The organism is Mycolicibacterium monacense, from assembly GCF_010731575.1.
Lineage (GTDB): Bacteria > Actinomycetota > Actinomycetes > Mycobacteriales > Mycobacteriaceae > Mycobacterium > Mycobacterium monacense.
In genome coordinates this window covers 5,518,999-5,540,870 of record NZ_AP022617.1, presented here as the reverse complement: position 1 = coordinate 5,540,870, position 21,872 = coordinate 5,518,999, and the positions used below count along the sequence as shown (strand labels likewise).

General features: G+C 69.3%; 23 protein-coding genes. 9 read left to right on the top strand and 14 right to left on the bottom strand.

Annotated elements, in window-relative coordinates; translation table 11 throughout:
* Positions 1-34 precede the first annotated feature (34 nt).
* The 4 genes from G6N49_RS26600 to ssd are packed head-to-tail and all read right to left on the bottom strand — an operon-like array spanning position 35 to position 3,619.
* Positions 35-613: a type II secretion system F family protein gene (locus tag G6N49_RS26600; protein ID WP_011857245.1), complete on the bottom strand. Its 579-nt coding sequence runs from the start codon at positions 611-613 to the stop codon at positions 35-37.
* Complete coding sequence (locus G6N49_RS26595) at positions 610-1,398, bottom strand: type II secretion system F family protein (protein WP_064917344.1); 789 nt, start codon at positions 1,396-1,398, stop codon at positions 610-612. Before G6N49_RS26595 ends, G6N49_RS26600 begins: the two co-directional genes overlap by 4 nt.
* Positions 1,395-2,561, bottom strand: coding sequence for a TadA family conjugal transfer-associated ATPase (locus tag G6N49_RS26590; RefSeq protein WP_083044871.1), 1,167 nt, complete (start codon positions 2,559-2,561; stop codon positions 1,395-1,397). The genes G6N49_RS26595 and G6N49_RS26590 overlap by 4 nt, the downstream gene beginning before the upstream one ends.
* Positions 2,558-3,619 (bottom strand): septum site-determining protein Ssd, encoded by a 1,062-nt coding sequence (ssd, locus tag G6N49_RS26585; RefSeq protein ID WP_083044872.1) that lies wholly within the window; start codon positions 3,617-3,619, stop codon positions 2,558-2,560. Before ssd ends, G6N49_RS26590 begins: the two co-directional genes overlap by 4 nt.
* Before the next feature lie 428 nt (positions 3,620-4,047).
* Here ssd and G6N49_RS26580 point away from each other — a divergent pair, with 428 nt between their 5' ends.
* Positions 4,048-4,905, top strand: a complete 858-nt coding sequence (locus G6N49_RS26580; RefSeq protein WP_011857249.1) for an HAD-IB family hydrolase — start codon at positions 4,048-4,050, stop codon at positions 4,903-4,905.
* A 404-nt stretch (positions 4,906-5,309) separates the two neighbouring features.
* On the opposite strand, the gene G6N49_RS26575 is transcribed toward G6N49_RS26580, so the two are convergent.
* Positions 5,310-6,050, bottom strand: coding sequence for a Fic family protein (locus G6N49_RS26575; RefSeq protein ID WP_011857250.1), 741 nt, complete (start codon positions 6,048-6,050; stop codon positions 5,310-5,312).
* Positions 6,051-6,176: 126 nt separating this feature from the next.
* Here G6N49_RS26575 and acs point away from each other — a divergent pair, with 126 nt between their 5' ends.
* Entirely contained in the window at positions 6,177-8,141 is a 1,965-nt protein-coding gene (gene acs, locus G6N49_RS26570) for an acetate--CoA ligase (protein WP_083044873.1), read from the top strand.
* A gap of 7 nt (positions 8,142-8,148) precedes the next feature.
* Here the strand turns inward: acs and G6N49_RS26565 are convergent, their stop codons facing one another.
* A complete protein-coding gene (locus tag G6N49_RS26565) occupies positions 8,149-8,859 on the bottom strand; it encodes a S1 family peptidase (protein WP_011857252.1) in 711 nt (236 codons plus the stop codon).
* A gap of 129 nt (positions 8,860-8,988) precedes the next feature.
* Between G6N49_RS26565 and G6N49_RS26560 the strand changes: the two genes are divergently transcribed.
* Positions 8,989-9,501, top strand: a complete 513-nt coding sequence (locus tag G6N49_RS26560; protein WP_011857253.1) for a phage holin family protein — start codon at positions 8,989-8,991, stop codon at positions 9,499-9,501.
* Positions 9,501-10,454, top strand: a complete 954-nt coding sequence (locus tag G6N49_RS26555) for an alpha/beta fold hydrolase (protein ID WP_083044874.1) — start codon at positions 9,501-9,503, stop codon at positions 10,452-10,454. The genes G6N49_RS26560 and G6N49_RS26555 overlap by 1 nt, the downstream gene beginning before the upstream one ends.
* A gap of 1 nt (position 10,455) precedes the next feature.
* Here G6N49_RS26555 and marP read toward each other — a convergent pair whose 3' ends face one another.
* Genes marP through nth form a run of 4 tightly spaced genes read right to left on the bottom strand, consistent with a single transcriptional unit; the run spans position 10,456 to position 13,861 of the window.
* Positions 10,456-11,643, bottom strand: coding sequence for an acid resistance serine protease MarP (marP, locus tag G6N49_RS26550; RefSeq protein ID WP_064875761.1), 1,188 nt, complete (start codon positions 11,641-11,643; stop codon positions 10,456-10,458).
* The gene (locus G6N49_RS26545) at positions 11,640-12,419 is read right to left on the bottom strand and encodes an NUDIX hydrolase (RefSeq protein ID WP_011857256.1); all 780 of its coding nucleotides are present in this window, start codon (positions 12,417-12,419) and stop codon (positions 11,640-11,642) included. Before G6N49_RS26545 ends, marP begins: the two co-directional genes overlap by 4 nt.
* Positions 12,416-13,063: a TlpA family protein disulfide reductase gene (locus G6N49_RS26540; protein WP_011562192.1), complete on the bottom strand. Its 648-nt coding sequence runs from the start codon at positions 13,061-13,063 to the stop codon at positions 12,416-12,418. The genes G6N49_RS26545 and G6N49_RS26540 overlap by 4 nt, the downstream gene beginning before the upstream one ends.
* An 18-nt stretch (positions 13,064-13,081) precedes the next feature.
* A complete protein-coding gene (gene nth, locus G6N49_RS26535) occupies positions 13,082-13,861 on the bottom strand; it encodes an endonuclease III (RefSeq protein ID WP_011857257.1) in 780 nt (259 codons plus the stop codon).
* Positions 13,862-13,968: 107 nt separating this feature from the next.
* Here nth and G6N49_RS26530 point away from each other — a divergent pair, with 107 nt between their 5' ends.
* Positions 13,969-14,253, top strand: a complete 285-nt coding sequence (locus G6N49_RS26530; protein WP_011562194.1) for a hypothetical protein — start codon at positions 13,969-13,971, stop codon at positions 14,251-14,253.
* Positions 14,254-14,353: 100 nt separating this feature from the next.
* Positions 14,354-15,028: a cAMP-activated global transcriptional regulator CRP gene (gene crp, locus G6N49_RS26525; protein WP_011562195.1), complete on the top strand. Its 675-nt coding sequence runs from the start codon at positions 14,354-14,356 to the stop codon at positions 15,026-15,028.
* Positions 15,029-15,082: 54 nt separating this feature from the next.
* Here crp and G6N49_RS26520 read toward each other — a convergent pair whose 3' ends face one another.
* Genes G6N49_RS26520 through G6N49_RS26510 form a run of 3 tightly spaced genes read right to left on the bottom strand, consistent with a single transcriptional unit; the run spans position 15,083 to position 16,513 of the window.
* Positions 15,083-15,862: an MBL fold metallo-hydrolase gene (locus G6N49_RS26520; protein WP_011857258.1), complete on the bottom strand. Its 780-nt coding sequence runs from the start codon at positions 15,860-15,862 to the stop codon at positions 15,083-15,085.
* A gap of 4 nt (positions 15,863-15,866) precedes the next feature.
* Positions 15,867-16,355, bottom strand: a complete 489-nt coding sequence (locus G6N49_RS26515; protein WP_011562197.1) for a RidA family protein — start codon at positions 16,353-16,355, stop codon at positions 15,867-15,869.
* Positions 16,352-16,513: a Sp36 family protein gene (locus G6N49_RS26510; protein ID WP_085975433.1), complete on the bottom strand. Its 162-nt coding sequence runs from the start codon at positions 16,511-16,513 to the stop codon at positions 16,352-16,354. The genes G6N49_RS26515 and G6N49_RS26510 overlap by 4 nt, the downstream gene beginning before the upstream one ends.
* A gap of 48 nt (positions 16,514-16,561) precedes the next feature.
* On the opposite strand from G6N49_RS26510, the gene G6N49_RS26505 reads away from it, so the two are divergent.
* Positions 16,562-17,581, top strand: coding sequence for an ATPase BagA (locus G6N49_RS26505; protein WP_011857259.1), 1,020 nt, complete (start codon positions 16,562-16,564; stop codon positions 17,579-17,581).
* Positions 17,582-17,609: 28 nt separating this feature from the next.
* A complete protein-coding gene (locus G6N49_RS26500; protein ID WP_011857260.1) occupies positions 17,610-18,740 on the top strand; it encodes an ATPase BagB in 1,131 nt (376 codons plus the stop codon).
* 23 nt (positions 18,741-18,763) lie between these two features.
* Here the strand turns inward: G6N49_RS26500 and G6N49_RS26495 are convergent, their stop codons facing one another.
* Positions 18,764-19,120 (bottom strand): WhiB family transcriptional regulator, encoded by a 357-nt coding sequence (locus G6N49_RS26495; RefSeq protein WP_011857261.1) that lies wholly within the window; start codon positions 19,118-19,120, stop codon positions 18,764-18,766.
* A 295-nt stretch (positions 19,121-19,415) separates the two neighbouring features.
* Between G6N49_RS26495 and ponA2 the strand changes: the two genes are divergently transcribed.
* Positions 19,416-21,866: a transglycosylase/D,D-transpeptidase PonA2 gene (gene ponA2, locus G6N49_RS26490; RefSeq protein ID WP_011857262.1), complete on the top strand. Its 2,451-nt coding sequence runs from the start codon at positions 19,416-19,418 to the stop codon at positions 21,864-21,866.
* The last annotated feature ends 6 nt before the right edge of the window (positions 21,867-21,872 follow it).

Genomic DNA, 21,872 nt, shown 5'->3' with positions numbered 1-21,872 from the left:
TTCCCGTCCGCGGGCCGTCCGCGGATCCCGGTCATCACCACAACCCCGACTGCAGGACGTCCCCGGCCAGGCCGACCACCACGGGCACGATGCCCAGGCACAGGAAGGCCGGCAGGTAACACACTCCGAGCGGCGCGGCGATCAGGACACCTGCCCGCTCTGCGGTGGCCCGCGCCGCATCGGCTGCGTCGCTTCGCGATTCGGCCGCCAGGTCGGCGACGCCCTGCGCGAGCGCCGTACCGGACTCCGCGGACCGCCGGGCCAGTCGCATCAGGGCGCGGGCATGGTCGTCGAGCGGGGTCCCGGGGTCCGACCAGGCGGTCGCCGCGTCCGCGCCGAGCGCCAGCATGTCGGCGGCCCTCGCGAGGATTGCGGCCAGGCCGGTCGGTGCTGAGGCCGCCGCCGCGGACGCGGCCGACGACACCGCCATTCCCGAGGTCAGGCAGGCCGTCAGCACGTCGAAGGTCGACGCCGCTGCGAGTGGGTCCGCTCCGCCCCGCTCGGTTGGCCGGGCGGTCCGCCGCCCGGCCGTGCGCAACCGGCCCATCCGCACACCGCCGTCGCGGCCGGTCAGCAGCAGCGCCAGGGCCAGCAGGGCCGCCGCCGCGCTCACGTCGTCACACCCGCGGTGATGCGGTCCGACCACAGCAGGCCGGCGCAGGACAGCGTCACACCGATCAGCAGCAGCCAGCCGCCTGCCCCGCCGCCCAGCAGGAGGCGCCCCGGGTCGGCCCCGATCATCTGACCGAGGCCGATGCCGAGGACGGGCAGCCCCGCCAGCACCGCGGCGGTCGCCCGCGCCCCGGCCATCCCGGCGCTCACCCGCGACGAAAAGCGTTGTCGTTCGGCGATGTCGCGCTGCGCGGTCTGCATCAGCGCGGCGATGGACAGGCCGTGGGTCTGGGCCAGCTGCCAGCACACCGCGATGCGGTCCCACTGCGAGGCGAGCGAAGACTTCCTCGCGGTGTCGTGCAGACCCGCCGCGACATCGGCGCCGAGCCGGGCGCGCGCCGCGACGGCCCGCAGGGAATCCGCCACCTGCCCGTCGATCTCGCCGGCGGCGGTTTCGAACGCGGCCACCGGGTGTGCGCCCACGCGGAGTTCGCCCACCAGGACCTCGAGCGCAGACTGCAACGACTCCGACTCGCGGTTACGCCGTATCCTTCTGCGCCGGTTGCGGATCCGTACTGCCGCGGTGGCGCCGGCCACCGCCGCGGCCATTACCACGCCGACGGATGTCACCGACCACAGCACGATCGCCGACAGGGCGGCCGGCACGGTCAGCGCGTGGACCAGTCCGCGGCGCGCCGGCCGCGGCGCAGGGGGGTGCAAGCGCCGACTCACGTCGACGGGGTTGAGCAGCAGCGCCAACGCGAGCGCGACGGCGGCGACGCTCATCGCGCCCTCCTCGACGACACCAGGCGGCGCAAATCCGCGGCACCGGCGTCGAACCCACGATCGATCTGCCACGCCGGAACCACGCGCACGCGTCCGTCGTCGTGCGGTTGCAGCAGCGCGATCTGCGTGAGCCGGCGCGCGCCGGTGCGGTCGCGCGCCACGTGCAGGAGCACCTGCACCGCGGCGGTCAACTGGCTGTGCAACGCCGCTCGGCTGAGCCCGCCGACCGCGCCGAGGGCCTCCATCCGTGCAGGCACCTCGGCGGGGCTGTTGGCGTGTACGGTCCCCGCACCGCCGTCGTGGCCGGTGTTGAGCGCGGCGAGCAGGTCGACGACCTCCGCGCCGCGGACCTCCCCGACGACGATCCGGTCGGGCCGCATCCGCAGCGCCTGCCGTACGAGATCGCGCACGGTCACCTCGCCGACTCCCTCGACGTTCGCGCCGCGGGCGACCAGTTTCACCACATGGGGATGCTGCGGCGCCAGTTCGGCGGCGTCCTCGACGCAGACGATCCGTTCTTGGCCGGCGACCGCGCCGAGCGCGGCGGCGAGCAGCGTCGTCTTCCCCGCTCCGGTTCCGCCGCTGACCAGGAACGCCAGCCGGGCGTCGATCACGTCGCGCAGCAGCGCCGACGCCTCGTCGGCGATCGTGCCCGCGGCGACCAGCGCGGCCAGATCCTGTGTGGCCGGACGCAACACCCGAAGGGACAGACACGTGCCCGCAGCCGCGACCGGTGGGAGCACGGCGTGCAGGCGCACGGTGAACCCGCCCGCGCCGAGCCCGTGCAGTTGACCGTCGACCCACGGCTGGGCCTCGTCCAGGCGACGCCCCGCGGCCAGCGCCAGCCGCTGCGCGAGCCGGCGCACAGCACCTTCGTCGGCGAACCGGACCGTGGTGCGGCGCAGGCCCTTTCCGTCGTCGATCCACACCGCGTCGGGCGCGGTGACCAGCACGTCGGTGGTGCCGTCGGCGCACAGCAGCGGTTCGAGCGGACCCGCACCGGTCAGTTCGGTCTGCAGCGCCCGCAGATTGGTCAGCACCTCGGTGTCACCGAGGACGCCACCCGACTCCGCCCGGATGGCGGCCGCGACGACCGCCGGGTGCAGCGGGGACGACTCGGCGGCGAGCCGCTCCCGCACCCGATCGATCAGCGATGAGGTCACGCCACCGCCTCCGCGGGATGACGCTGCAGCACTTCCAGCACGCGGCGCGCCGCGGCCGCCAGCGGTGCGCGCCGGGCGACCCGCAGACCACCGCGTTCGAGCGCCTCGGCCACCCCGGGCTGCGGTCGCATCGCCGCCAGCAGTGGCAGTCCGACCGAAGCCGCGACCTCGGCCGCGCGCAAACCGCCCGGCGCGGGCCCGCGAACCACCAGGCCGACGTTGGGGTTGATCGCCGACAGCCACGGCACCATCGCGCCGGCCGCCGCGCATGCCCGGACCTCGGCGGTGACGACCATGATCACCAAATCGGCGGCGTCGAGCGCGTTCTCGGCCGCGGCGGTCGAGCGGCGCGGCACGTCGCAGACCACCGTCGTGCCGCCGCGGCTGCCTGCCTCCACCACCGCGGCCAGCGCCGTCGGGTCGATCTCGCCTCCGCCGCGTCCGTTCGCCAGCAGTGTGACGCCGCCGCGCCGAGGCAGCGCGTCGCGCAGCGCCGGATACCCGACCCGGCCGGCCCGCAGCGCCAGATCCGGCCAACGCAGTCCGGCCGTGGTCTCGACCCCGAGCAGCAGGTCCAGCCCACCACTCCAGGGATCCACGTCGACGAGCAGCGCATCGGTGACCGACAGGGCGAGCGCCGCGGCGAGCACCGAGGCCCCTGCCCCGCCCCGACCTGCCACGACGGCGGCGACAGGGCCTCGTCGGACGTCGTCGCGCACCGATTCGGCGGCGTCGGCGAGCAGGACGACCAGGTCGCTCTCCTGCTCCGGCAGCGCCATCACCCGCTGCGCGCCCACGGCGATCGCGGCGTGCCATTGCTCCTCGCCGAGCGGTGCCCGCCCGACGAGGACGACGCGGTCACGTCTGGGCAGTGCCTGCGCGGCGCACCGGCGGGCCGCCTGGTCGTCGAGGAGGATGGCCGCCGCGGCGGTCCACGCCTTGCGGCTCGACGGTTCGGCGGCGTGGACGACGACGACCGCGGCCGCCGCCGCGACGCGGTCGACGTCGTCGCGCAGGGTCGGACCGCTCAGCAGAGCGAGTACGCCTGGGGTGGTCATGGGACAACTGTGCCGCGCGGACCGGCGACTCAGCGCCCGCCGAGGCCCGTTCCGTTACCACTTGTGGACAAACCAGCAACTGTGGACAACCGGACGGCCGCACTCCGTGTGTCGGTTCGGCAACGTTTCGGCATCAGCCGCGTTATCCGGATTGCGAATGCAACACCCCGAAAAAGGGACGACCCCCGCCAGGGGGGGGAGGAGGCGGAGGTCGTCGTGTATCAGCCCCGGGGGGTCGGGCTGATGCACACCCGGCATAACCCGGGTAACGCCCACTATACACACGGTACGGCCACGGAATGCAAGTCCCGCATGCCTGAGAAATTGCTGATTCGTTTGAATATTGCGCATTCGGACACGTGTCTTGATCTGCCAATTTGTACACCCGGCACCCCGGATGTCACGACGTTCGTGTTTATGCTGGCCAGGTGAGCGCATCTGAGCAGGACGCCGCGTCGCCCAGCGAGCAGCCAGCGGCATCGCCGGCCGATCACCCCGTGCGCACGGCTGCGTTTTTCGATCTTGACAAGACGGTCATTGCGAAGTCGAGCACGTTGGCTTTCAGCAAACCTTTCTTCGATCAGGGCCTCCTGAATCGGCGAGCCGTGCTCAAGTCCACCTACGCACAGTTCTTCTTCCTGATGTCGGGCGCCGACCACGACCAGATGGACCGCATGCGGTCCTACGTGACCAACATGTGCACCGGGTGGGATGTCGAGCAGATCAAGTCCATCGTCAACGAGACGCTGCACGACATCGTCGACCCCCTGGTCTTCGCCGAGGCGGCCGACCTGATCGCCGACCACAAACTCTGCGGCCGCGACGTGGTGGTCGTGTCCGCATCCGGCGAGGAGATCGTCGCGCCGATCGCCCGCGGACTGGGCGCCACCCACGCGATGGCGACCCGGATGGTCGTCGAGGACGGGCGCTACACCGGGGAGATCGCCTTCTACTGCTACGGCGAGGGCAAGGTCGAAGCCATCCGCGCGCTCGCCGCGCGGGAGGGATACGCACTCGAGCACTGTTACGCGTACTCCGATTCGATCACCGATCTGCCGATGCTCGAGGCGGTGGGCCATCCGACCGTGGTCAACCCCGACCGCGCGCTGCGCAAGGAAGCCACCGCCCGCGGCTGGCCGGTGTTGACCTTCACCAGGCCGGTGTCGCTGCGCGACCGCATTCCCGCCCCGTCGGGCGCCGCCGTCGCCACCACCGCGGCGGTCGGGATGAGCGCGCTCGCCGCCGGCGCGCTGACATATTCCCTGCTCCGCCGCTTCGCACTCTGACGGGTTGCTGAGCGGTGCGCCGTAACGATCGGGATTCGGGCCCGCGTTGGCCTTGATGTGACGGGCATCACGGAGTACAAAGGAAGCACGGAAGCCTGGTGAGGCCAAGATGTCACCGGAAGAGAAGGCGACACCTCCCGAATCAGGCAACCCAGCACGGAACCCTGGCACCCACGCGGAGCACATGCCGCGGAATAGGCAAAAGTGTTGCGGGCCTGCGTAATTGCGAAGAGCGGACGATCACGACGACTCTTTGGGTGGAGTAGTCCGTCGAAGCGCATCGCACTGACGCCGAGGCCAACCCACGCAACCCCCACAGCACGCTTGGTAACCGGGGTCCGTGCTAGCGGGCGGCGAGCCGAACTCGGATCGGATCGTCGCCCGCTTCGCGTTGCTGGAAGCGATCAGTTCGCGGATGTCGAGGCGATCTGCAGGGCCTCGCGGGCCCCCTCGTGCAGCGCCCGGCAACTCAGCAGCAACCACGCCGTGAGACCGTCTGCTGTCCCGGACGCGAAGCCGCGGGCGGCGGCCTGATAGTCCCCGGACTGGCGCATCCAGTACACCTCCGGAACGCCGAGGCCGTGCGGGTCCAGCCCGCTGGTGATCGTCACCAACCGCGACACCCCCCTGGCCACCACACCGTCGGCCGTCCCGAACGGCGCCAGCGTCAGCAGTTCGCCGTGCGCGATGGCGGCGAGGACCGGGGCCGGTGCCCGCGAGCCGCCGGTGAGGATCTCGACCAGCAGTTCCAGCCGCTTGCCGACGCCGGCGTCCGCACGGGGCCGACCGAGGTGTTCGTCGTCGGTGAGGTCGGCGGCCGCCAACGAATGCAGCCGGGCGAGCGCCTGCAGCGGAGCGCGCTGCCACACGTCGACCAGCGCGGTCGCACCACCCTCGAGGGCCTGCGACACCCGCAACGCACCGGCCAGGACGGGATCGGCTTCACCGGTGTCCGCCAGTTGCAGGGATCCGCCGTCGAGCACCGACGACGCCCGCGCCGCCCGCAAAGCCGCCTCGGCGGCCGTGGCGGGCCAGCCGCGCAGGTTGGTCTTGTGCCGATGTGCCCGCCCCAGTGCGTTGCGGGCCTCCTCACTGGCCTCGGCCACTCCGGGCAGCTCGACGAGGGGGGCCAGCGGATCGGTCATGGCAGCCCACGGTAGTCGACCGCTGGGCCTCGGATTCCCGACGCTCGCCGCATGACATCGGCCGTCTACAGGCGGCGATGTGATGTCTCGGTGTGCAGTTCACGTCGGGTGACTACGCTCACACCCATGTCCGACGTGCACACCGAAGTCCCGTCCAGCTACCCGCCGCCCGCCGAATTCGCCGAGCAGGCGAACGCCAAAGCGGAGATGTATCGAGAAGCCGAGGAGGACCGGCTCGCCTTCTGGGCCAAACAGGCCGAGCGATTGTCGTGGGACACCCCGTTCACCGAGGTGCTGGACTGGTCGGACGCCCCGTTCGCGAAGTGGTTCGTCGGCGGCAAGATCAACGTGGCCTACAACTGCGTCGACCGCCACGTCGAGGCCGGCAACGGTGACCGCGTGGCGATCCACTGGGAGGGCGAACCGGTCGGCGACTCCCGCTCACTGACCTACGCCGAACTCAAAGACGAAGTGTGCAGGGCGGCCAACGCGCTGACCGACCTCGGTCTGACCGCCGGCGACCGGGCCGCGATCTACATGCCGATGGTGCCCGAGGCGATCGTGGCGATGCTGGCGTGTGCGCGCCTCGGCGTCCTGCACTCGGTGGTGTTCGCCGGGTTCTCGGCGTCGGCGCTCAAGGCCCGCATCGAGGACGCCGAAGCCAAACTCGTCATCACCACCGACGGGCAGTACCGCCGCGGTAAGGCCGCCTCGTTGAAGGACGCGGTCGACGAGGCCGTCGACGGTCAACCCTCGATCGAGCACGTTCTGGTGGTGCGCCGCACCGGGATCGACGTCAAGTGGACCGACGGACGCGACCTGTGGTGGCACGAGACGGTCGACGGTGCGTCCACCGAGCACACCCCCGAGGCCTTCGACTCCGAGCATCCGCTGTTCCTGCTCTACACCTCGGGCACGACGGGGAAGCCCAAGGGAATCGTGCACACGACCGGCGGCTACCTCGTGCAGTCGTCGTACACCCACCACAACGTGTTCGACGTCAAACCCGACACCGACGTGTACTGGTGCACCGCGGACATCGGCTGGGTCACCGGCCACACCTACATCACCTACGGCCCGCTGTCGAACGGCGTCACCCAGGTGGTTTACGAGGGCACCCCGACCTCACCGAGCGAGCACCGTCATTTCGAGGTCATCGAGAAGTACGGCGTCACCATCTACTACACCGCGCCGACGCTGGTCCGCACGTTCATGAAACTCGGCCGCGCGGTCCCCGACGCCCACGATCTGTCGAGTCTGCGGCTACTCGGTTCGGTCGGTGAGCCGATCAACCCCGAGGCGTGGCGTTGGTACCGGAATGTGTTCGGCGACAACAATATCCCGGTCGTCGACACGTGGTGGCAGACCGAGACCGGCGCGATCATGATCTCGCCGCTGCCGGGTGTCACGGCCGCGAAACCCGGTTCGGCGATGACCCCGTTGCCGGGCATCTCGGCCAAGATCGTCGACGACGACGGTAACCAACTCCCGCCCGGCAGCGACCACGGTGAGCAGGCCAACGGGTACCTGGTGCTCGACCAGCCCTGGCCGGCGATGCTGCGCGGCATCTGGGGCGATCCGCAGCGCTTCAAGGAGACCTACTGGTCCCGATTCGCCGAGCAGGGTTGGTACTTCGCCGGTGACGGCGCGCGTTACGACGCCGACGGCAACATCTGGGTGCTGGGCCGCATCGACGATGTGATGAACATATCCGGGCACCGGATCTCCACCGCGGAGGTGGAGTCGGCGCTCGTGGGTCACGCGCACGTCGCCGAGGCCGCCGTCGTGGGCGCCACCGACGACCACACCGGTCAGGCGATCTGCGCGTTCGTCATCCTCGAGTCCTCCGCGGCCGACAAACCACACGAGCACATGGTCGAGGAGTTGCGCGCCGAAGTGGCCAAGGAGATCTCCCCGATCGCCCGCCCGCGCGAGATCCACGTGGTGCCCGAGCTCCCCAAGACCCGCAGCGGCAAGATCATGCGACGACTGCTGCGCGACGTCGCCGAAGGCCGCGAACTCGGCGACACCTCGACGCTCGTCGACCCCGGCGTGTTCGAGGCGATCCGCGCCAGCAAGGCCGAGGTTTAGGCCGGGTTCAGGCCACGGCGCCGACCGGGACGAAACCCGAGCCCGGCCGGCCCTTGGCGACGATGTCGGCCAGTTGGGTGTTGAACGACATCGTGACGGCCGGGGTGTGCAGCGGGATGTACTTCACCACGCACGTCGGCAGACCCTCGGTGTAGGCGCCGTGGATCATGCCGACGAGGCGGTTGTCGACCGTGACCGGCGCACCGGAGTCGCCGGGCTGCCCGCACACCTGGTTGACGATCGTGCCGGGGTCCTCACCCGGACCCCACGTCACACCGCACGAGTAGCCGGTGGTGCGGCCCAGTTTGCAGGCGACCTGGCCGAACGCGGGGTCGGGTCCGAGGCCGTTGATCTGGAAGCCGTTGACATTGTTGGTCGGCGCGACCTTCTGCGGATCGAACTGGATCACCGCGTAGTCGAGCGCCTCGTTGCCCGCGACCATGGTCCCGAGGATGCCCGCGTCCGGCGCCCCCTCGGCCGACACCGTCGCCCCGGGCCCACCGCAGTGGGCGGAGGTGAAACCGATCAGGTTGCCGCGGTTGTCGTTGCCGATGGTGGTCAGCGTGCAGAAGGACTCACCGTTGACGACGATGCCCGAGCCGCCACCGAGGACGACGGGTCCGGCGGCGCCTGCGGTGGGAGCGGCGCCGAGCATCTGGGCGAAGCAGACGGCCGCCCCCGCGACGATCAGCGCCAGTCGGCGGTGTCCGGTACGCAATGTGTCTCCCCCATCGATGTGCCCGACCCGCTTCATGATCAATTCAGTCTATCGTCGGTCGGAATCGTTTAGCCGATCCCCACATGGCAACATGAAGCGCGACTGACATCACAGCGGGAGGACTTGTCCGTGAGCCGAGGCGATCGCAAGAACGGCGTGCCCACCACCGTCACATCGATACCGCTGGTGGACCCCCATGCGCCCAAGCCCGATCCCTCGATCGGCGATCTGGTCAAAGACGCCACCTCACAGGTGTCGACGCTCGTGCGCGCCGAGGTCGAACTGGCCAAGGCCGAGATCACCCGGGACGTCAAGAAGGGTCTGACCGGGAGCATCTTCTTCATCGCCGCACTGGTCGTGTTGTTCTACTCGACGTTCTTCTTCTTCTTCTTCGCCGCCGAACTGCTCGACACCTGGTTGTGGCGGTGGGCGTCCTTCCTGATCGTCTTCGGCGTCATGGTCCTGGTGACCGCGCTGCTGGCGCTGCTCGGTTATCTGAAGGTGCGCCGTATCCGGGGCCCGCAGAAGACGATCGAGTCGGTGAAGGAGACGCGTGAAGCGCTGACCCCGGGCCATGACAAGGCGCCGAAGGCGGTCGCGATCACAGACGGCCAGAAGACCGGCGACCCATCCGGTTGGTAATGCCCCCGCCTGACCCGTCGGTCGTCCGGATCGACGGTCCCTGGCGCCATCTCGAGGTCCACGCCAACGGTATCCGCTTCCACGTCGTCGAGGCGGAAACCCCGGATGCGGCCACCGTTCCGGTGACCGAGCGGCCCCTGGTGATCCTGCTGCACGGATTCGCCTCGTTCTGGTGGTCGTGGCGTCATCAGCTCAGGGGGCTCAGCGGTGCCCGTGTCGTGGCGGTCGACCTCCGCGGATACGGCGGCAGCGACAAACCACCCCGCGGCTACGACGGCTGGACGCTGGCCGGTGACACGGCGGGTCTGGTGCGCGCCCTGGGCCACCAGACCGCGACGCTGGTCGGTCACGCCGACGGTGGGCTGGTGTGCTGGGCGACATCGGTGCTGCACCCCCGCGTGGTCCGCGCGATCGCCGTGGTCAGTTCACCGCATCCCGCGGCACTGCGGACATCGGCGACGAGGCGGCGCGATCAGGGTCGGGCGCTGCTGCCGTCGCTGCTGCGGTATCAGACGCCGATGTGGCCGGAACGGGCGCTCACCCGCCACGACGGCGCGGCGGTCGAGAATCTCGTGCGCGCCCGCTCCGGCGTCAATTGGCAAGCGACGGAGGATTTCTCGGAGACGATCGGACACCTGCGCAAGGCGATCCAGATTCCGTCGGCCGCGCACTCCGCGCTGGAGTACCAACGCTGGGCGGTGCGCAGCCAGCTGCGCGGCGAGGGTCGTCGCTTCATGCGTTTGATGAAGCGGCCACTGGTGATCCCGATGCTGCACCTGCGTGGCGACTCCGATCCGTACGTCCTCGCCGACCCGGTGTACCGCACCCAGCATTTCACGCCGCACGGAAGTTACGTATCGCTCAGCGACGCAGGCCATTACGGTCACGAGGAAGCCCCCGAGGAGGCCAACGAGCACCTCGGCCGATTCCTCGGCCACGTGTACGGCGGCTAGATCAGCTCACGCAGACGCCGGTGGGCACCCGTGCGGTGTTACCCACCCTGGCCAGCTGAGCCCCCACCTCGTCGGAGGTCAGCACGAACCCGGTGTCGGCGTCGTCGACCGCGGCGCCGAACACCACACCCAGCACCTTGCCGCCGCGGTTTATCATCGGACCACCCGAATTGCCCTGACGCACAGTCCCTCTGATGGTGTAGACCTCGCGGGTCACCGTGGTCTTGCGATAGATGTCGGGCCCGTTGAGCTCGATGGTCTCGCGGATCCGCGCCGGGGTGGCGGTGAAGTCGCCGCCGCCCGGATAGCCCATCACGATGGCGTCGGTCCCCGGGGGCGCCAACTCGTCGACGAACGGCAGCGGCGCCGCGGGCAGGTCCGGGACGTCGAGGATCGAGATGTCGGCGTTCGGGTCGTAGGACACCACGAAAGCGTCGTAGGTCTGACCGTCGACCTCCACGGTGACGCTCTCCGACCCGGCGACGACGTGGGCATTGGACATCACCCGGTTCGGCGACACCACGAAACCGGTGCCCTCGAGCACCTTCTGGCAGCCGGGTGCGACACCGCGGATCTTCACCACGCTGCCACGTGTCGCGCCGACCACGGCATCGGTGGCCAGCGCCGCGTCCGGGGCGTCGACCGTCGCGATCGGGGTGCGTCCGAACGGTTCGAGGACTTCGGGTAGGCCCGAGGTGTCGAGCAGACCGGAGAGCCGTGTGGGCACCGACTTCAGCCACGGCGGTGCGACGTCGTCCACCTCGGCCAGCACCCGTGAGCCCTTGACGGCCGCGGCCAGGCTCGGCTGGTCCGAGGACGTCAGCGGGGTCGCCAGCAGCCAGGACGCGAGCAGCACCGCCCCGATCTGCAGGCCCACCCCGATCACGGAGTCGAACAGGCGCAGCGTGCGGTTGCGGATCGCACCGCGCACGGCCCGGCCCAGGACCACGCCGGCGATCTCGCCGATCACCACCAGCGCGAGGATCAGGAACAGCGCCGCGAACAGTTTGGTGCGGGGACCGCTGATGTGGGTGACCACGTGCGGGGCGAGCAGCACGCCGGCGACCGCGCCGAGCACCACGCCGATGAACGACATGAGGGACCCCAACGCGCCCGAGCGCCAGCCCGAGACGGCGGCGACGAAGGCAACGGCGAGGACGAGGAAGTCGAGCCACTGAGACGGTGTCATTGTTGGGACTCACCGTAACGGTCGTCGTCCCCGACGAGCGCCATTGCCTCGTCGAGTTCCCGAACGTCGTCGGTGTTCCAGGGCACGGCCCACCCGGCGACGTCGAGGATCGCGGAGATGACCTGACCGGTGAAACCCCACACCAGCATCTCGTTGAGCAGGAATGCGGGGCCGGCCCACCTGCGCGAATTGGCCTCGCGGTAGACCATCAACCGGTTCTCCGGGTTGACGAAGGCGCGCACGGGCACCCGCGCCACGATCGCGGTCTCGGATTCGTCGACGACGGCCACCGGGCCCGGGTCGGGCGAATAGGCCAGTACGGGCACGACGTGGAAACCCGACGGCGGGATGAACATCCGCTGCAGCGTCGCCAGCGGTTGCAGGCGACTGGTGTCGAGGCCGGTCTCCTCGGTGGCCTCGCGCAGCGCGGTGTGCACGGGACCCTCGTCGTCGGGGTCCGTCGCGCCGCCGGGGAAGGCCGCCTGACCGGCGTGGTGGCGCAGGGTCGACGCCCGCACCGTCACGAGCAGGTCGGCATCGTGGGGTAGCCCCTCGCCGGCTTTCTCCGGACCGGAGAACAGCACCAACACCGCGGCGTCACGTTTCGCCCGGGTGACCGTCGCAGTGGCGTTCGCCGCGGTGATCGCGGCCAGCACGTCCGGCGGCACCCGGCGGCGGTAGGCGCGGGGCACGCTGTCGGTGTTGTGGACCAGCGGTTTGAGCCAGGCGGGCGCGGCGTCGGGAATCAAGCGGTGCCCGTCGCGCGTCGCGCTCACCCCGACTCTCCCATCGTCTGGTCCACCGCTTCCTCGATCTCGTCGGCGGTGGCGAAGGACCGCGGCACAATTCCGGCCACGCTACCGTCCGCACGCAGCACAACCGTCGCAGGCATCACGTTGGGCGCCTTGACCGCCGCGGCGATCAGACGGCGTCCGTCCTGCAGTGTCGGCAGCCGAACCCCCAGCTCGGCCAGCCGCAGCAGGCCCGCTGTCTCGTTCTCGTCCTGGTGGACGGTCACCACCGTCACCGCGTCGCCGACCCGGCGCTGATACTCGGCCATGGCGGGCAGTTCGTCCGCGCACGGACCACACCAGTAGGCCCACAGGTTGAGCACCACGGTGCGGCCCGCCAGCGACCGCGCGACGTCGACCATCTGCCCGTCGCCGGCGCACTCCAGGGTGATACCGCGCAGCGACTCCGGCCCGGCACCGACGCCCGGCGGTGGACACGGCGGCAGATCCGCCTCGGCGCGGGGGCCGGCCAGCGCCTCGGGAGTGTCCGCGTCGCGGTGGTCGCGGGCGGGTGCCGGCCCGTCGCGGCGGGTGGGCGCCGGATCCTCGGCGAGCTGCATCGACAGCGCCACCACCAGCGCGAGCACCACGGCCAGCACGGCGACGGTCCAGCGGGTCGAGGTGCTCATGGTGGGAGAAGGGTCGGGCTACAGGCCCGCGAGGGCGAGTAGGTGCTCGGTCTCCGGACCCTTGACCAGCGCCGCGGCGGCTTCGCGGTCGGTCGGGCCGATGCCGAACGACGGGCAGTCCTTGGCCAGTACGCACACCCCGCAGGCCGGCTTGCGGGCGTGGCAGACGCGGCGGCCGTGAAAGATCACGCGATGACTCAGCAGGGTCCATTCGCTGCGCTCGATCAGTTTGCCGATCGCATGCTCGACCTTCACCGGATCCTCTTCGGCGGTCCACCGCCACCGGCGCACCAACCGGCCGAAGTGGGTGTCCACGGTGATTCCCGGGACGTCGAAGGCGTTGCCGAGGATGACGTTGGCCGTTTTGCGGCCCACCCCCGGCAGCGTCACCAGGTCGTCGATGTCGGCGGGCACCTGACCGTCGAAGCGTTCGACGAGTTCCTGGCCGAGCCGGATCAGCGAATTGGCCTTGTTCCGGTAGAAACCGGTGGGCCGGATCAGCTCCTCGAGTTCGGTGCGGTCGGCCTGGGCATAGTCGAGTGCGGTGCGGTACTTCTTGAACAGCGCGGGGGTGGTCAGGTTGACCCGCTTGTCGGTGCTCTGGGCGGACAGGATCGTGGCCACCGCGAGTTCGAGCGGATCGGTGAAGTCGAGCTCGCAGTACACGTGTGGAAACGCTTGGGCCAGAGCACGATTCATCCGTCGCGCGCGCCGCACCAGGCCCAGCTGCGTCTCGTTGTCCCACTTCTTGGCGGCAGCACGCCGCGCCGGCTTCGGGTCGGCCGTACCTGCGGTCACGGCAACCAGACTAGGCGAGAGCCCTGACGGCGACCGTGATCAAGGTGCTCGATACCGGTGGCGATTCGTGATCACGCTGAGACCTTGGCCCGGTTTACTTCTGCGTTGTGTCCTGGTTGTTCGTGGGTTTCATCCCCTGGTTGCTCATGGTGGCGACCTTCGGACTCGAACGCCTGGAATCCGGTCTCGCCCGCAACACCGTGTCGGCGTCGGACGTCGACGACTTCCTCCTGCGGGCGGAGGCCGAGCGCGAGCACCGTCAGCAGACCCGTCTGGAACCGGTCGAGACGCTTCCGACCCGGACGACGGGAGCGGAGGTTCCGGCGCGGGTGTACATCCCGCACCGGCCGAATCCGCAGTTTCAGCCGACCCGCCATGCCAATCGTGTGTAGCGTTGGCACGTTGCGAAACGGAATACCTCTACACTGGGCACGCTAACCAGTAGAGGTCGGCTTCGTATGTCATCCAACCCAACAGCTTAAGAGGGGCAACGTGGACGAGATCCTGGCCAGGGCCGGAATCTTCCAGGGAGTCGAACCCAGCGCCGTTTCCGCGCTCACCAAGCAATTGCAGCCCGTGGACTTCCCGCGCGGGCACACCGTGTTCGCCGAGGGCGAGCCCGGTGACCGGCTCTACATCATCATCAACGGCAAGGTGAAGATCGGCCGTCGCTCCCCCGACGGCCGCGAGAACCTCCTGACGATCATGGGCCCGAGCGACATGTTCGGTGAGCTCTCGATCTTCGACCCCGGACCGCGCACGTCGAGCGCCACCACGATCACCGAGGTGCGCGCCGTGTCGATGGACCGCGAGGCGCTGCGTGCGTGGATCGCCGACCGCCCCGAGATCGCCGAGCAGCTGCTGCGTGTTCTGGCCCGCCGGCTGCGTCGCACCAACAACAACCTCGCCGACCTGATCTTCACCGACGTGCCCGGCCGCGTGGCCAAGCAGCTGCTCCAGCTCGCGCAGCGGTTCGGCACCCAGGAGGGCGGTGCGCTGCGCGTCACCCACGACCTGACGCAGGAGGAGATCGCCCAGCTCGTCGGCGCCTCCCGCGAGACCGTGAACAAGGCGCTCGCCGACTTCGCCCACCGCGGCTGGATCCGCCTCGAGGGCAAGAGCGTGCTGATCAGCGACTCCGAACGGCTGGCCCGCCGCGCTCGCTAGTCCCGGTGATTTCGGCGTGGCCGGTCGCGCCTGACGCGACTGAACACGCCGAAATCACGTGCGCAGGTAGTCCAGCTGGGCTTCGACCGACTTCTCCGCGGCGTCCCACAGCTTCTCGTCGACATCGGTGTAGACGTGTTCGACGACCTGGCGCGCCGTCGCGTCGTCACCGAGTTCACGCAACGCCGCCCGCACCTGGTCGAGCCGCTCCTCACGGTGGGTGAGATACATGGCCGTGACGGCCTCGAGGTCGGGCAGGTCGGGGCCGTGCCCGGGCAGCACCGTCCGCCGGCCCAGGCCCTGCAGCCGGTGTAGGGATTCGAGGTAGTCGCGCAGGCTGCCGTCCTCGGTGTCGATGACGGTGGTGCCGCGCCCGAGCACGGTGTCGGCGGTCAGCACCGCGTCGTCGAGGACGAACGACAGCGAGTCGGCGGTGTGGCCGGGCGTGGCCATCACGGTGATGCGCAGCCCCGCCGCGTCGATGACCTCACCGTCGGTGAGCGGACCTCCGAGACCGCGCAGGAATCCGCTGCCGACCGACCGGACGACCGCACCCGTACGGTCGACGATCTTGTCGATCCCGCCGGTGTGGTCCTCGTGTTTGTGGCTGATCAGCACCAGCGCGATCCGGCCGAGTTCGGCGACCTTCGCGATGTGTTCGTCGTCGTCGGGCCCGGGGTCGACGATCACCAGTTCGTCACTGCCCGGTGCGCGCAGCACCCAGGTGTTCGTGCCGTCGAGCGTCATCAGCCCCGGGTTGTTGCACAACAGCACCGAGGCGGTCTCGGTCACCGGGCGCAGTAGCCCGTATGCCGGATGCTCGGGTGCGCTCACCGCCCTAACCGACCTCGACGACGATCTCGACCTCGACCGGGGCGTTGCGCGGCAACTCCGACACCCCGACCGCGGATCGGGCGTGCGCGCCGGCGTCGCCGAACACCTCGCCGAACAACTCCGATGCGCCGTTGACGACACCGGGTTGACCGCCGAAGCCGGGCGCCGAGGCGACGAACCCGACCACCTTGACCACCCGGGTGACCGCGTCGATGCCGACGAGCGCGTCGACCGCGGCGAGTGCGTTGAGGCCGCACAGCCGCGCGAGATCCTTGGCGTCGTCCGGGTCGACGTCGGCGCCGACCTTGCCGGTGCGGGTCAGTTCACCGGAGACGATCGGCAGCTGCCCGGCGGTGTAGACCAGGTTCCCGGTTCGCACGGCCGGCACGTAGGCCGCGAGCGGCGCCACGACCTCCGGAAGCTCGATGCCCAGCTCCGCCAGGCGCTCGGACCATGATCTTCCCCCGTCGCTGCGCTCGCCCCAGGTGCTCACTTGGGCCGCTTCAGATAGGCGACGTGCTGCTCACCGGTCGGACCGGGCAGCACCGCGACCAGCTCCCAGCCGTCGGCGCCCCACTGATCGAGGATCTGTTTGGTGGCGTGCGTCAGCAACGGCACGGTCGCGTATTCCCACTGCGTCGGTTGGCTCATGGCGCTGAGCTTATCGGGCGGCGGTGGACCCACAGCTAGCATGCAGAGGTGGCAACAACTACCAACGGCGGTAGAGCCGTCGGCTGGCCGTCACGGCTGACCAAGGTGAAACTGCACTTCGTCACCGGCAAGGGCGGTACCGGCAAGTCGACGATCGCCGCGGCGCTCGCCCTGGCACTCGCCGCGGGCGGCCGCAAGGTGTTGCTCGTCGAGGTCGAGGGCCGTCAGGGCATCGCTCAGCTCTTCGACGTGCCGCCGCTGCCCTACAAAGAGGTCAAGATCGCGACCGCGGACGGTGGCGGGCAGGTCAACGCGCTGGCCATCGACACCGAAGCGGCGTTCCTCGAATACCTCGACATGTTCTACAACCTCGGCCTGGCCGGGCGGGCGATGCGCCGGATCGGCGCGGTCGAGTTCGCCACCACGATCGCGCCGGGTCTGCGTGACGTGCTGCTCACCGGCAAGATCCGCGAGATCGTCACCCGCGCGGAGAAGGGCAAGCAGCCGGTGTACGACGCGGTGGTCGTGGACTCCCCGCCCACCGGCCGGATCGCGCGGTTCCTGGACGTCACCAAGGCGGTGTCGGATCTCGCCAAGGGTGGACCGGTGCACTCGCAGGCCGAGAGCGTGGTGAAGGTGCTGCACTCCGACATCACCGCCATCCACCTCGTCACCCTGCTCGAGGCGCTGCCCATGCAGGAGACGCTGGAGGCCATCGACGAGCTCAAGGAGATCGGGCTGCCGATCGGCAGCGTCATCGTCAACCGCAACATACCGGCCTACCTGTCGCCCGACGATCTGGCCAAGGCCGCCGAGGGCGACGTCGACGGCGACGCCATCCGCGCCGATCTCGCGTCTGTGGGAATCGAGTTGTCCGACAACGATTTCGCCGGTCTGCTGACCGAGACGATCCAGCACGCCACCCGCATCAAGGCGCGTTCGGAGACCGCCGAGGAACTCACCCGCATCGAGATGCCACGGCTCGAACTGCCCGCCCTGCCCGAAGGTGTCGACCTCGGCAGCCTTTATGAACTCGCTGAAGTGCTTGCCCACCAAGGAGTCCGATGAGCGCTTGCGCGAAGAGGAGACAAGCCCGATGAGTACGACACCGCCCGCCCTCGACATGGCCGCGATCCTCACCGACACCTCCAACCGGGTGGTGGTCTGCTGCGGCGCCGGCGGCGTCGGCAAGACCACCACCGCTGCGGCGATGGCGTTGCGGGCCGCCGAGTACGGCCGCACCGTGGTGGTGCTGACCATCGACCCGGCCAAGCGGCTCGCGCAGGCGCTCGGCATCAAGGATCTGGGGAACACCCCGCAGCGTGTGCCGTTGGCGCCCGAGGTGACCGGTGAACTGCACGCGATGATGCTCGACATGCGTCGCACGTTCGACGAGATGGTGATCCAGTACTCGGGTCCCGACCGGGCGGACGCGATCCTGGACAACCAGTTCTACCAAACGGTGGCGACGTCGCTGGCCGGCACGCAGGAGTACATGGCGATGGAGAAGCTGGGACAGCTTCTCGCGCAGGACAAGTGGGATCTGATCGTGGTGGACACTCCACCGTCGCGCAACGCCCTGGACTTTCTCGACGCCCCCAAACGCCTCGGCAGTTTCATGGACAGCCGGTTGTGGCGCATGCTCCTGGCCCCCGGCCGGGGTATCGGGAAACTGGTCACCGGCGCGGTCGGACTGGCCATGAAGGCCATGTCCACCATTCTCGGGTCTCAAATGCTCTCGGACGCAGCAGGTTTCGTTCAGTCACTGGACGCGACGTTCGGCGGCTTCCGCGAGAAGGCCGACCGGACCTACGATCTGCTCAAACGACGCGGGACCCAGTTCGTGGTGGTGTCGGCGGCCGAACCCGATGCGTTGCGGGAGGCCTCGTTCTTCGTCGACCGGCTGTCCTCGGAGCGGATGCCGCTGGCGGGGCTGATCCTCAACCGCACGCATCCGACGCTGTGCTCACTGCACGCGGAGAAGGCCAGCGAGGTGGCCGACGCGCTGGCGGAGAAGGATCCTGAGTCGTTGACGGTGGCGGCACTGCGAATTCACGCGGACCGCACGCAGACCGCCAAGCGCGAGGTGCGGCTGCTGTCGCGATTCACCGGCGCCAACCCGCATGTCGCGATCGTCGGTGTTCCTTCGCTGCCGTTCGACGTCTCAGACCTCGACGCGCTGCGGGCGATCGCCGATCAGATCACCGGGACGGCCAGCGCCGCCTGAGGCGGCATTCGGGAGAAGTAGAGTCAGACCGCGCTGCGGTGCTTGCGCTGTGCGGAGAAGAACTCGGCCCAGGAAACGACCTCGGGATGCTGCTTGAGCAACGCCCGACGCTGACGTTCGGTCATACCACCCCACACGCCGAACTCGACGCGGTTGTCGAGGGCGTCCGCACCGCATTCGAGGATGACCGGGCAGTGACGACAGATCACCGCGGCCTTGCGCTGCGCGGCGCCGCGGACGAAGAGCTCGTCCGGGTCGGCCTGCCGGCAGCGGGCCTGGGAAACCCAGGCGATCCGCGCTTCGGCCTCAGCACCTTGTACGGGAGGCGAGGAGGGGACGGTTGTCGTGGTCTTGCGCACCGCGGGCCGAATACTAGACACCAGCGATCCCTTCGTTCCAGCCGTCGCACCCGACGGTGATCCTCCGGAGTAGAACGCTGATGCGATCTACGCCACACTGCGCCAGTTAGTGTGTCCTGGATCGCACTGTGTGTCCAAGCTAGGTGGTCAGGGCACATTTACGCAACAGTTTCCAGCCGACTTTTTTGGGACGGCCGTGCCGTCTGATCAACTTCTTAGATATTGAAGAATCCCGGCGCGGCGCACGGGTGACCGCAAAGCCCCGCAATCCAGCTGCTGCGGCGATGCCGCTGGGCGTCGTCGTTACTCTGTACACATGCCGGAGCGTCCGCCAACAGCCGTCACGGTCGTCAAGCTCGCCTGGTGCTGCTTGCTGGCCAGCGTGCTGGCCGCCGCACTCATGTTCCCCGTGGTCGGCGGCATCGGTCTGATGTCCAACCGCGCATCCGACGTCGTCGCCAACGGTTCGGCCGCTCTCGTCGAGGGTGAGATCCCGCAGGTGTCGACGATGGTCGACGCCAAGGGCAACACGATCGCGTGGCTGTACTCCCAGCGACGTTTCGAGGTGCCCAGCGAGCAGATCGCCAACACGATGAAGTTGGCGATCGTGTCCATCGAGGACAAGCGGTTCGCCGAACACAACGGCGTGGACTGGCAGGGCACGCTCACCGGGTTGGCCGGCTACCTGCGCGGTGACACCGACACCCGCGGCGGGTCGACGCTGGAGCAGCAGTACGTCAAGAACTATCAGTTGCTGGTGGTGGCGCAGACCGACTCGGAGAAGCGCGCGGCGATCGAGACCACCCCGGCCCGCAAGCTGCGTGAGATCCGGATGGCGCTAACGCTGGACAAGACGTTCACCAAACCCGAGATCCTGACCCGTTACCTCAACCTGGTGTCGTTCGGTAACGGCGCGTTCGGCATCCAGGACGCCGCGCAGACGTACTTCGGCGTCAACGCCTCGGAACTGAACTGGCAGCAGTCCGCGTTGCTGGCCGGGCTGGTGCAGTCGACGAGCACGCTGAACCCCTACACGAACCCCGATGGTGCGCTGGCGCGCCGCAACCTGGTCCTCGACACGATGATCGAGAACCTGCCGAACGAGGCGGAGGCACTGCGCGCGGCCAAGAACGAGCCGCTCGGCGTGCTCCCGGTCCCCAATGAGTTGCCGCGGGGTTGCATCGCCGCCGGTGACCGGGCCTTCTTCTGCGACTACGCGCTGGAGTACCTGGCCCGCGCCGGCATCAGCAAGGAACAGGTCGCCAAGGGCGGCTACCTGATCAAGACGACGCTGGATCCCGATGTCCAGGGCCCGGTGAAGTCCGCGGTCGACAATTTCGCCGATCCGACGACGCCGGGCGTCGCGAGCGTGATGAGCGTGATCCGGCCCGGTAAGGAATCCCATCCGGTGCTGGCGATGGCGTCGAACCGCACCTACGGCCTGAACCTCGACGCCTACGAGACCATGCAGCCGCAGCCGTTCACGCTTGCGGGCAACGGCGCCGGGTCGGTGTTCAAGATCTTCACCACCGCGGCCGCCATGGAGATGGGCATGGGGATCAACACCCAGCTGCAGGTGCCGGGGTCGTTCCAGGCCAAGGGGCTGGGCAGCAGCGACCGCCCGGGCTGCCCGGCGGCGACCTGGTGTGTGAGCAACGCCGGCGGCTACCGCGGGTCGATGAACGTCACCGATGCGCTGGCCACCTCCCCGAACACCGCGTTCGCGAAGCTCATCTCACAGGTGGGTGTGCCGCGCGCCGTGGACATGTCCGTTCGGCTGGGCCTGCGCTCCTACGCGCTGCCTGGCACCGCCCGCGACTACGACCCGGAGAGCAACGAGAGCCTGGCCGACTTCGTCAAACGGCAGAACATCGGCTCGTTCACGCTCGGCCCGATCGAGGTCAACGGGCTCGAACTGTCGAACGTCGCGGCGACGCTGGCCTCCGGTGGCGTCTGGTGCCCGCCGAACCCGATCGCCCAGGTCCTCGACCGCAAGGGCGAAGAGGTGTCGGTGACCACCGAGACGTGCGAACAGGCGGTCCCGGAGGGGTTGGCGAACACGCTGGCCAACGCGCTGAGCAAGGACGACACCGGCGCGGGCACCGCCGCCGGGGCGGCCGGTTCGGTCGGCTGGGATCTGCCGATGTCCGGTAAGACCGGGACGACGGAGTCCAACCGGTCCTCGGCGTTCCTCGGCTTCACCAACCAGTTGGCCGCCGCGAACTACATCTACGACGATTCGCCCACGCCGGGTGAGCTGTGCTCGTTCCCGCTGCGCCAGTGCGGTTCGGGCAACCTGTTCGGCGGTAACGAACCGGCACGCACCTGGTTCACGGCGATGAAACCGATCGCCACCAACTTCGGTCCGGTGGCGCTGCCGCCGACCGATCCGCGCTACGTCGACGGCGGCCCCGGTTCGCAGGTGCCGAGTGTGTCGGGCCTGACCGTGGACGCGGCCCGCCAGCGCATCAAGGACGCCGGGTTCCAGGTGGCCGACGGGACCAGCTCGGTGAACAGCAGTTCGCGGGCCGGCACGGTCGTCGGCACCAACCCGAGCGGACAGACCATTCCGGGATCGATCGTCACGATCCAGGTCAGCAACGGCATCGCCCCCGCGCCGCCGCCCCCGACGTACAGCGTGCCGAACATCCCCGGCCTGCCTGGAGGACCGCCGCCGCCGATCGGGCAGACGGTCGTCGAGATCCCCGGTCTACCGCCGATCACCGTGCCGGTGCTCGGACCTCCGCCGCCACCGCCGCCACCGTGATCGGGT

Bases quoted from the DNA above. Each gene is read 5' to 3' on its own strand.
- G6N49_RS26595 (WP_064917344.1), bottom strand. From the start codon at position 1,398: ATGAGCGTCGCCGCCGTCGCGCTCGCGTTGGCGCTGCTGCTCAACCCC.
- ssd (WP_083044872.1), bottom strand. From the start codon at position 3,619: ATGACCACCCCAGGCGTACTCGCTCTGCTGAGCGGTCCGACCCTGCGC.
- G6N49_RS26575 (WP_011857250.1), bottom strand. From the start codon at position 6,050: ATGACCGATCCGCTGGCCCCCCTCGTCGAGCTGCCCGGAGTGGCCGAG.
- acs (WP_083044873.1), top strand. From the start codon at position 6,177: ATGTCCGACGTGCACACCGAAGTCCCGTCCAGCTACCCGCCGCCCGCC.
- G6N49_RS26555 (WP_083044874.1), top strand. From the start codon at position 9,501: ATGCCCCCGCCTGACCCGTCGGTCGTCCGGATCGACGGTCCCTGGCGC.
- marP (WP_064875761.1), bottom strand. From the start codon at position 11,643: ATGACACCGTCTCAGTGGCTCGACTTCCTCGTCCTCGCCGTTGCCTTC.
- G6N49_RS26540 (WP_011562192.1), bottom strand. From the start codon at position 13,063: ATGAGCACCTCGACCCGCTGGACCGTCGCCGTGCTGGCCGTGGTGCTC.
- G6N49_RS26510 (WP_085975433.1), bottom strand. From the start codon at position 16,513: ATGAGCCAACCGACGCAGTGGGAATACGCGACCGTGCCGTTGCTGACG.
- G6N49_RS26500 (WP_011857260.1), top strand. From the start codon at position 17,610: ATGAGTACGACACCGCCCGCCCTCGACATGGCCGCGATCCTCACCGAC.
- ponA2 (WP_011857262.1), top strand. From the start codon at position 19,416: ATGCCGGAGCGTCCGCCAACAGCCGTCACGGTCGTCAAGCTCGCCTGG.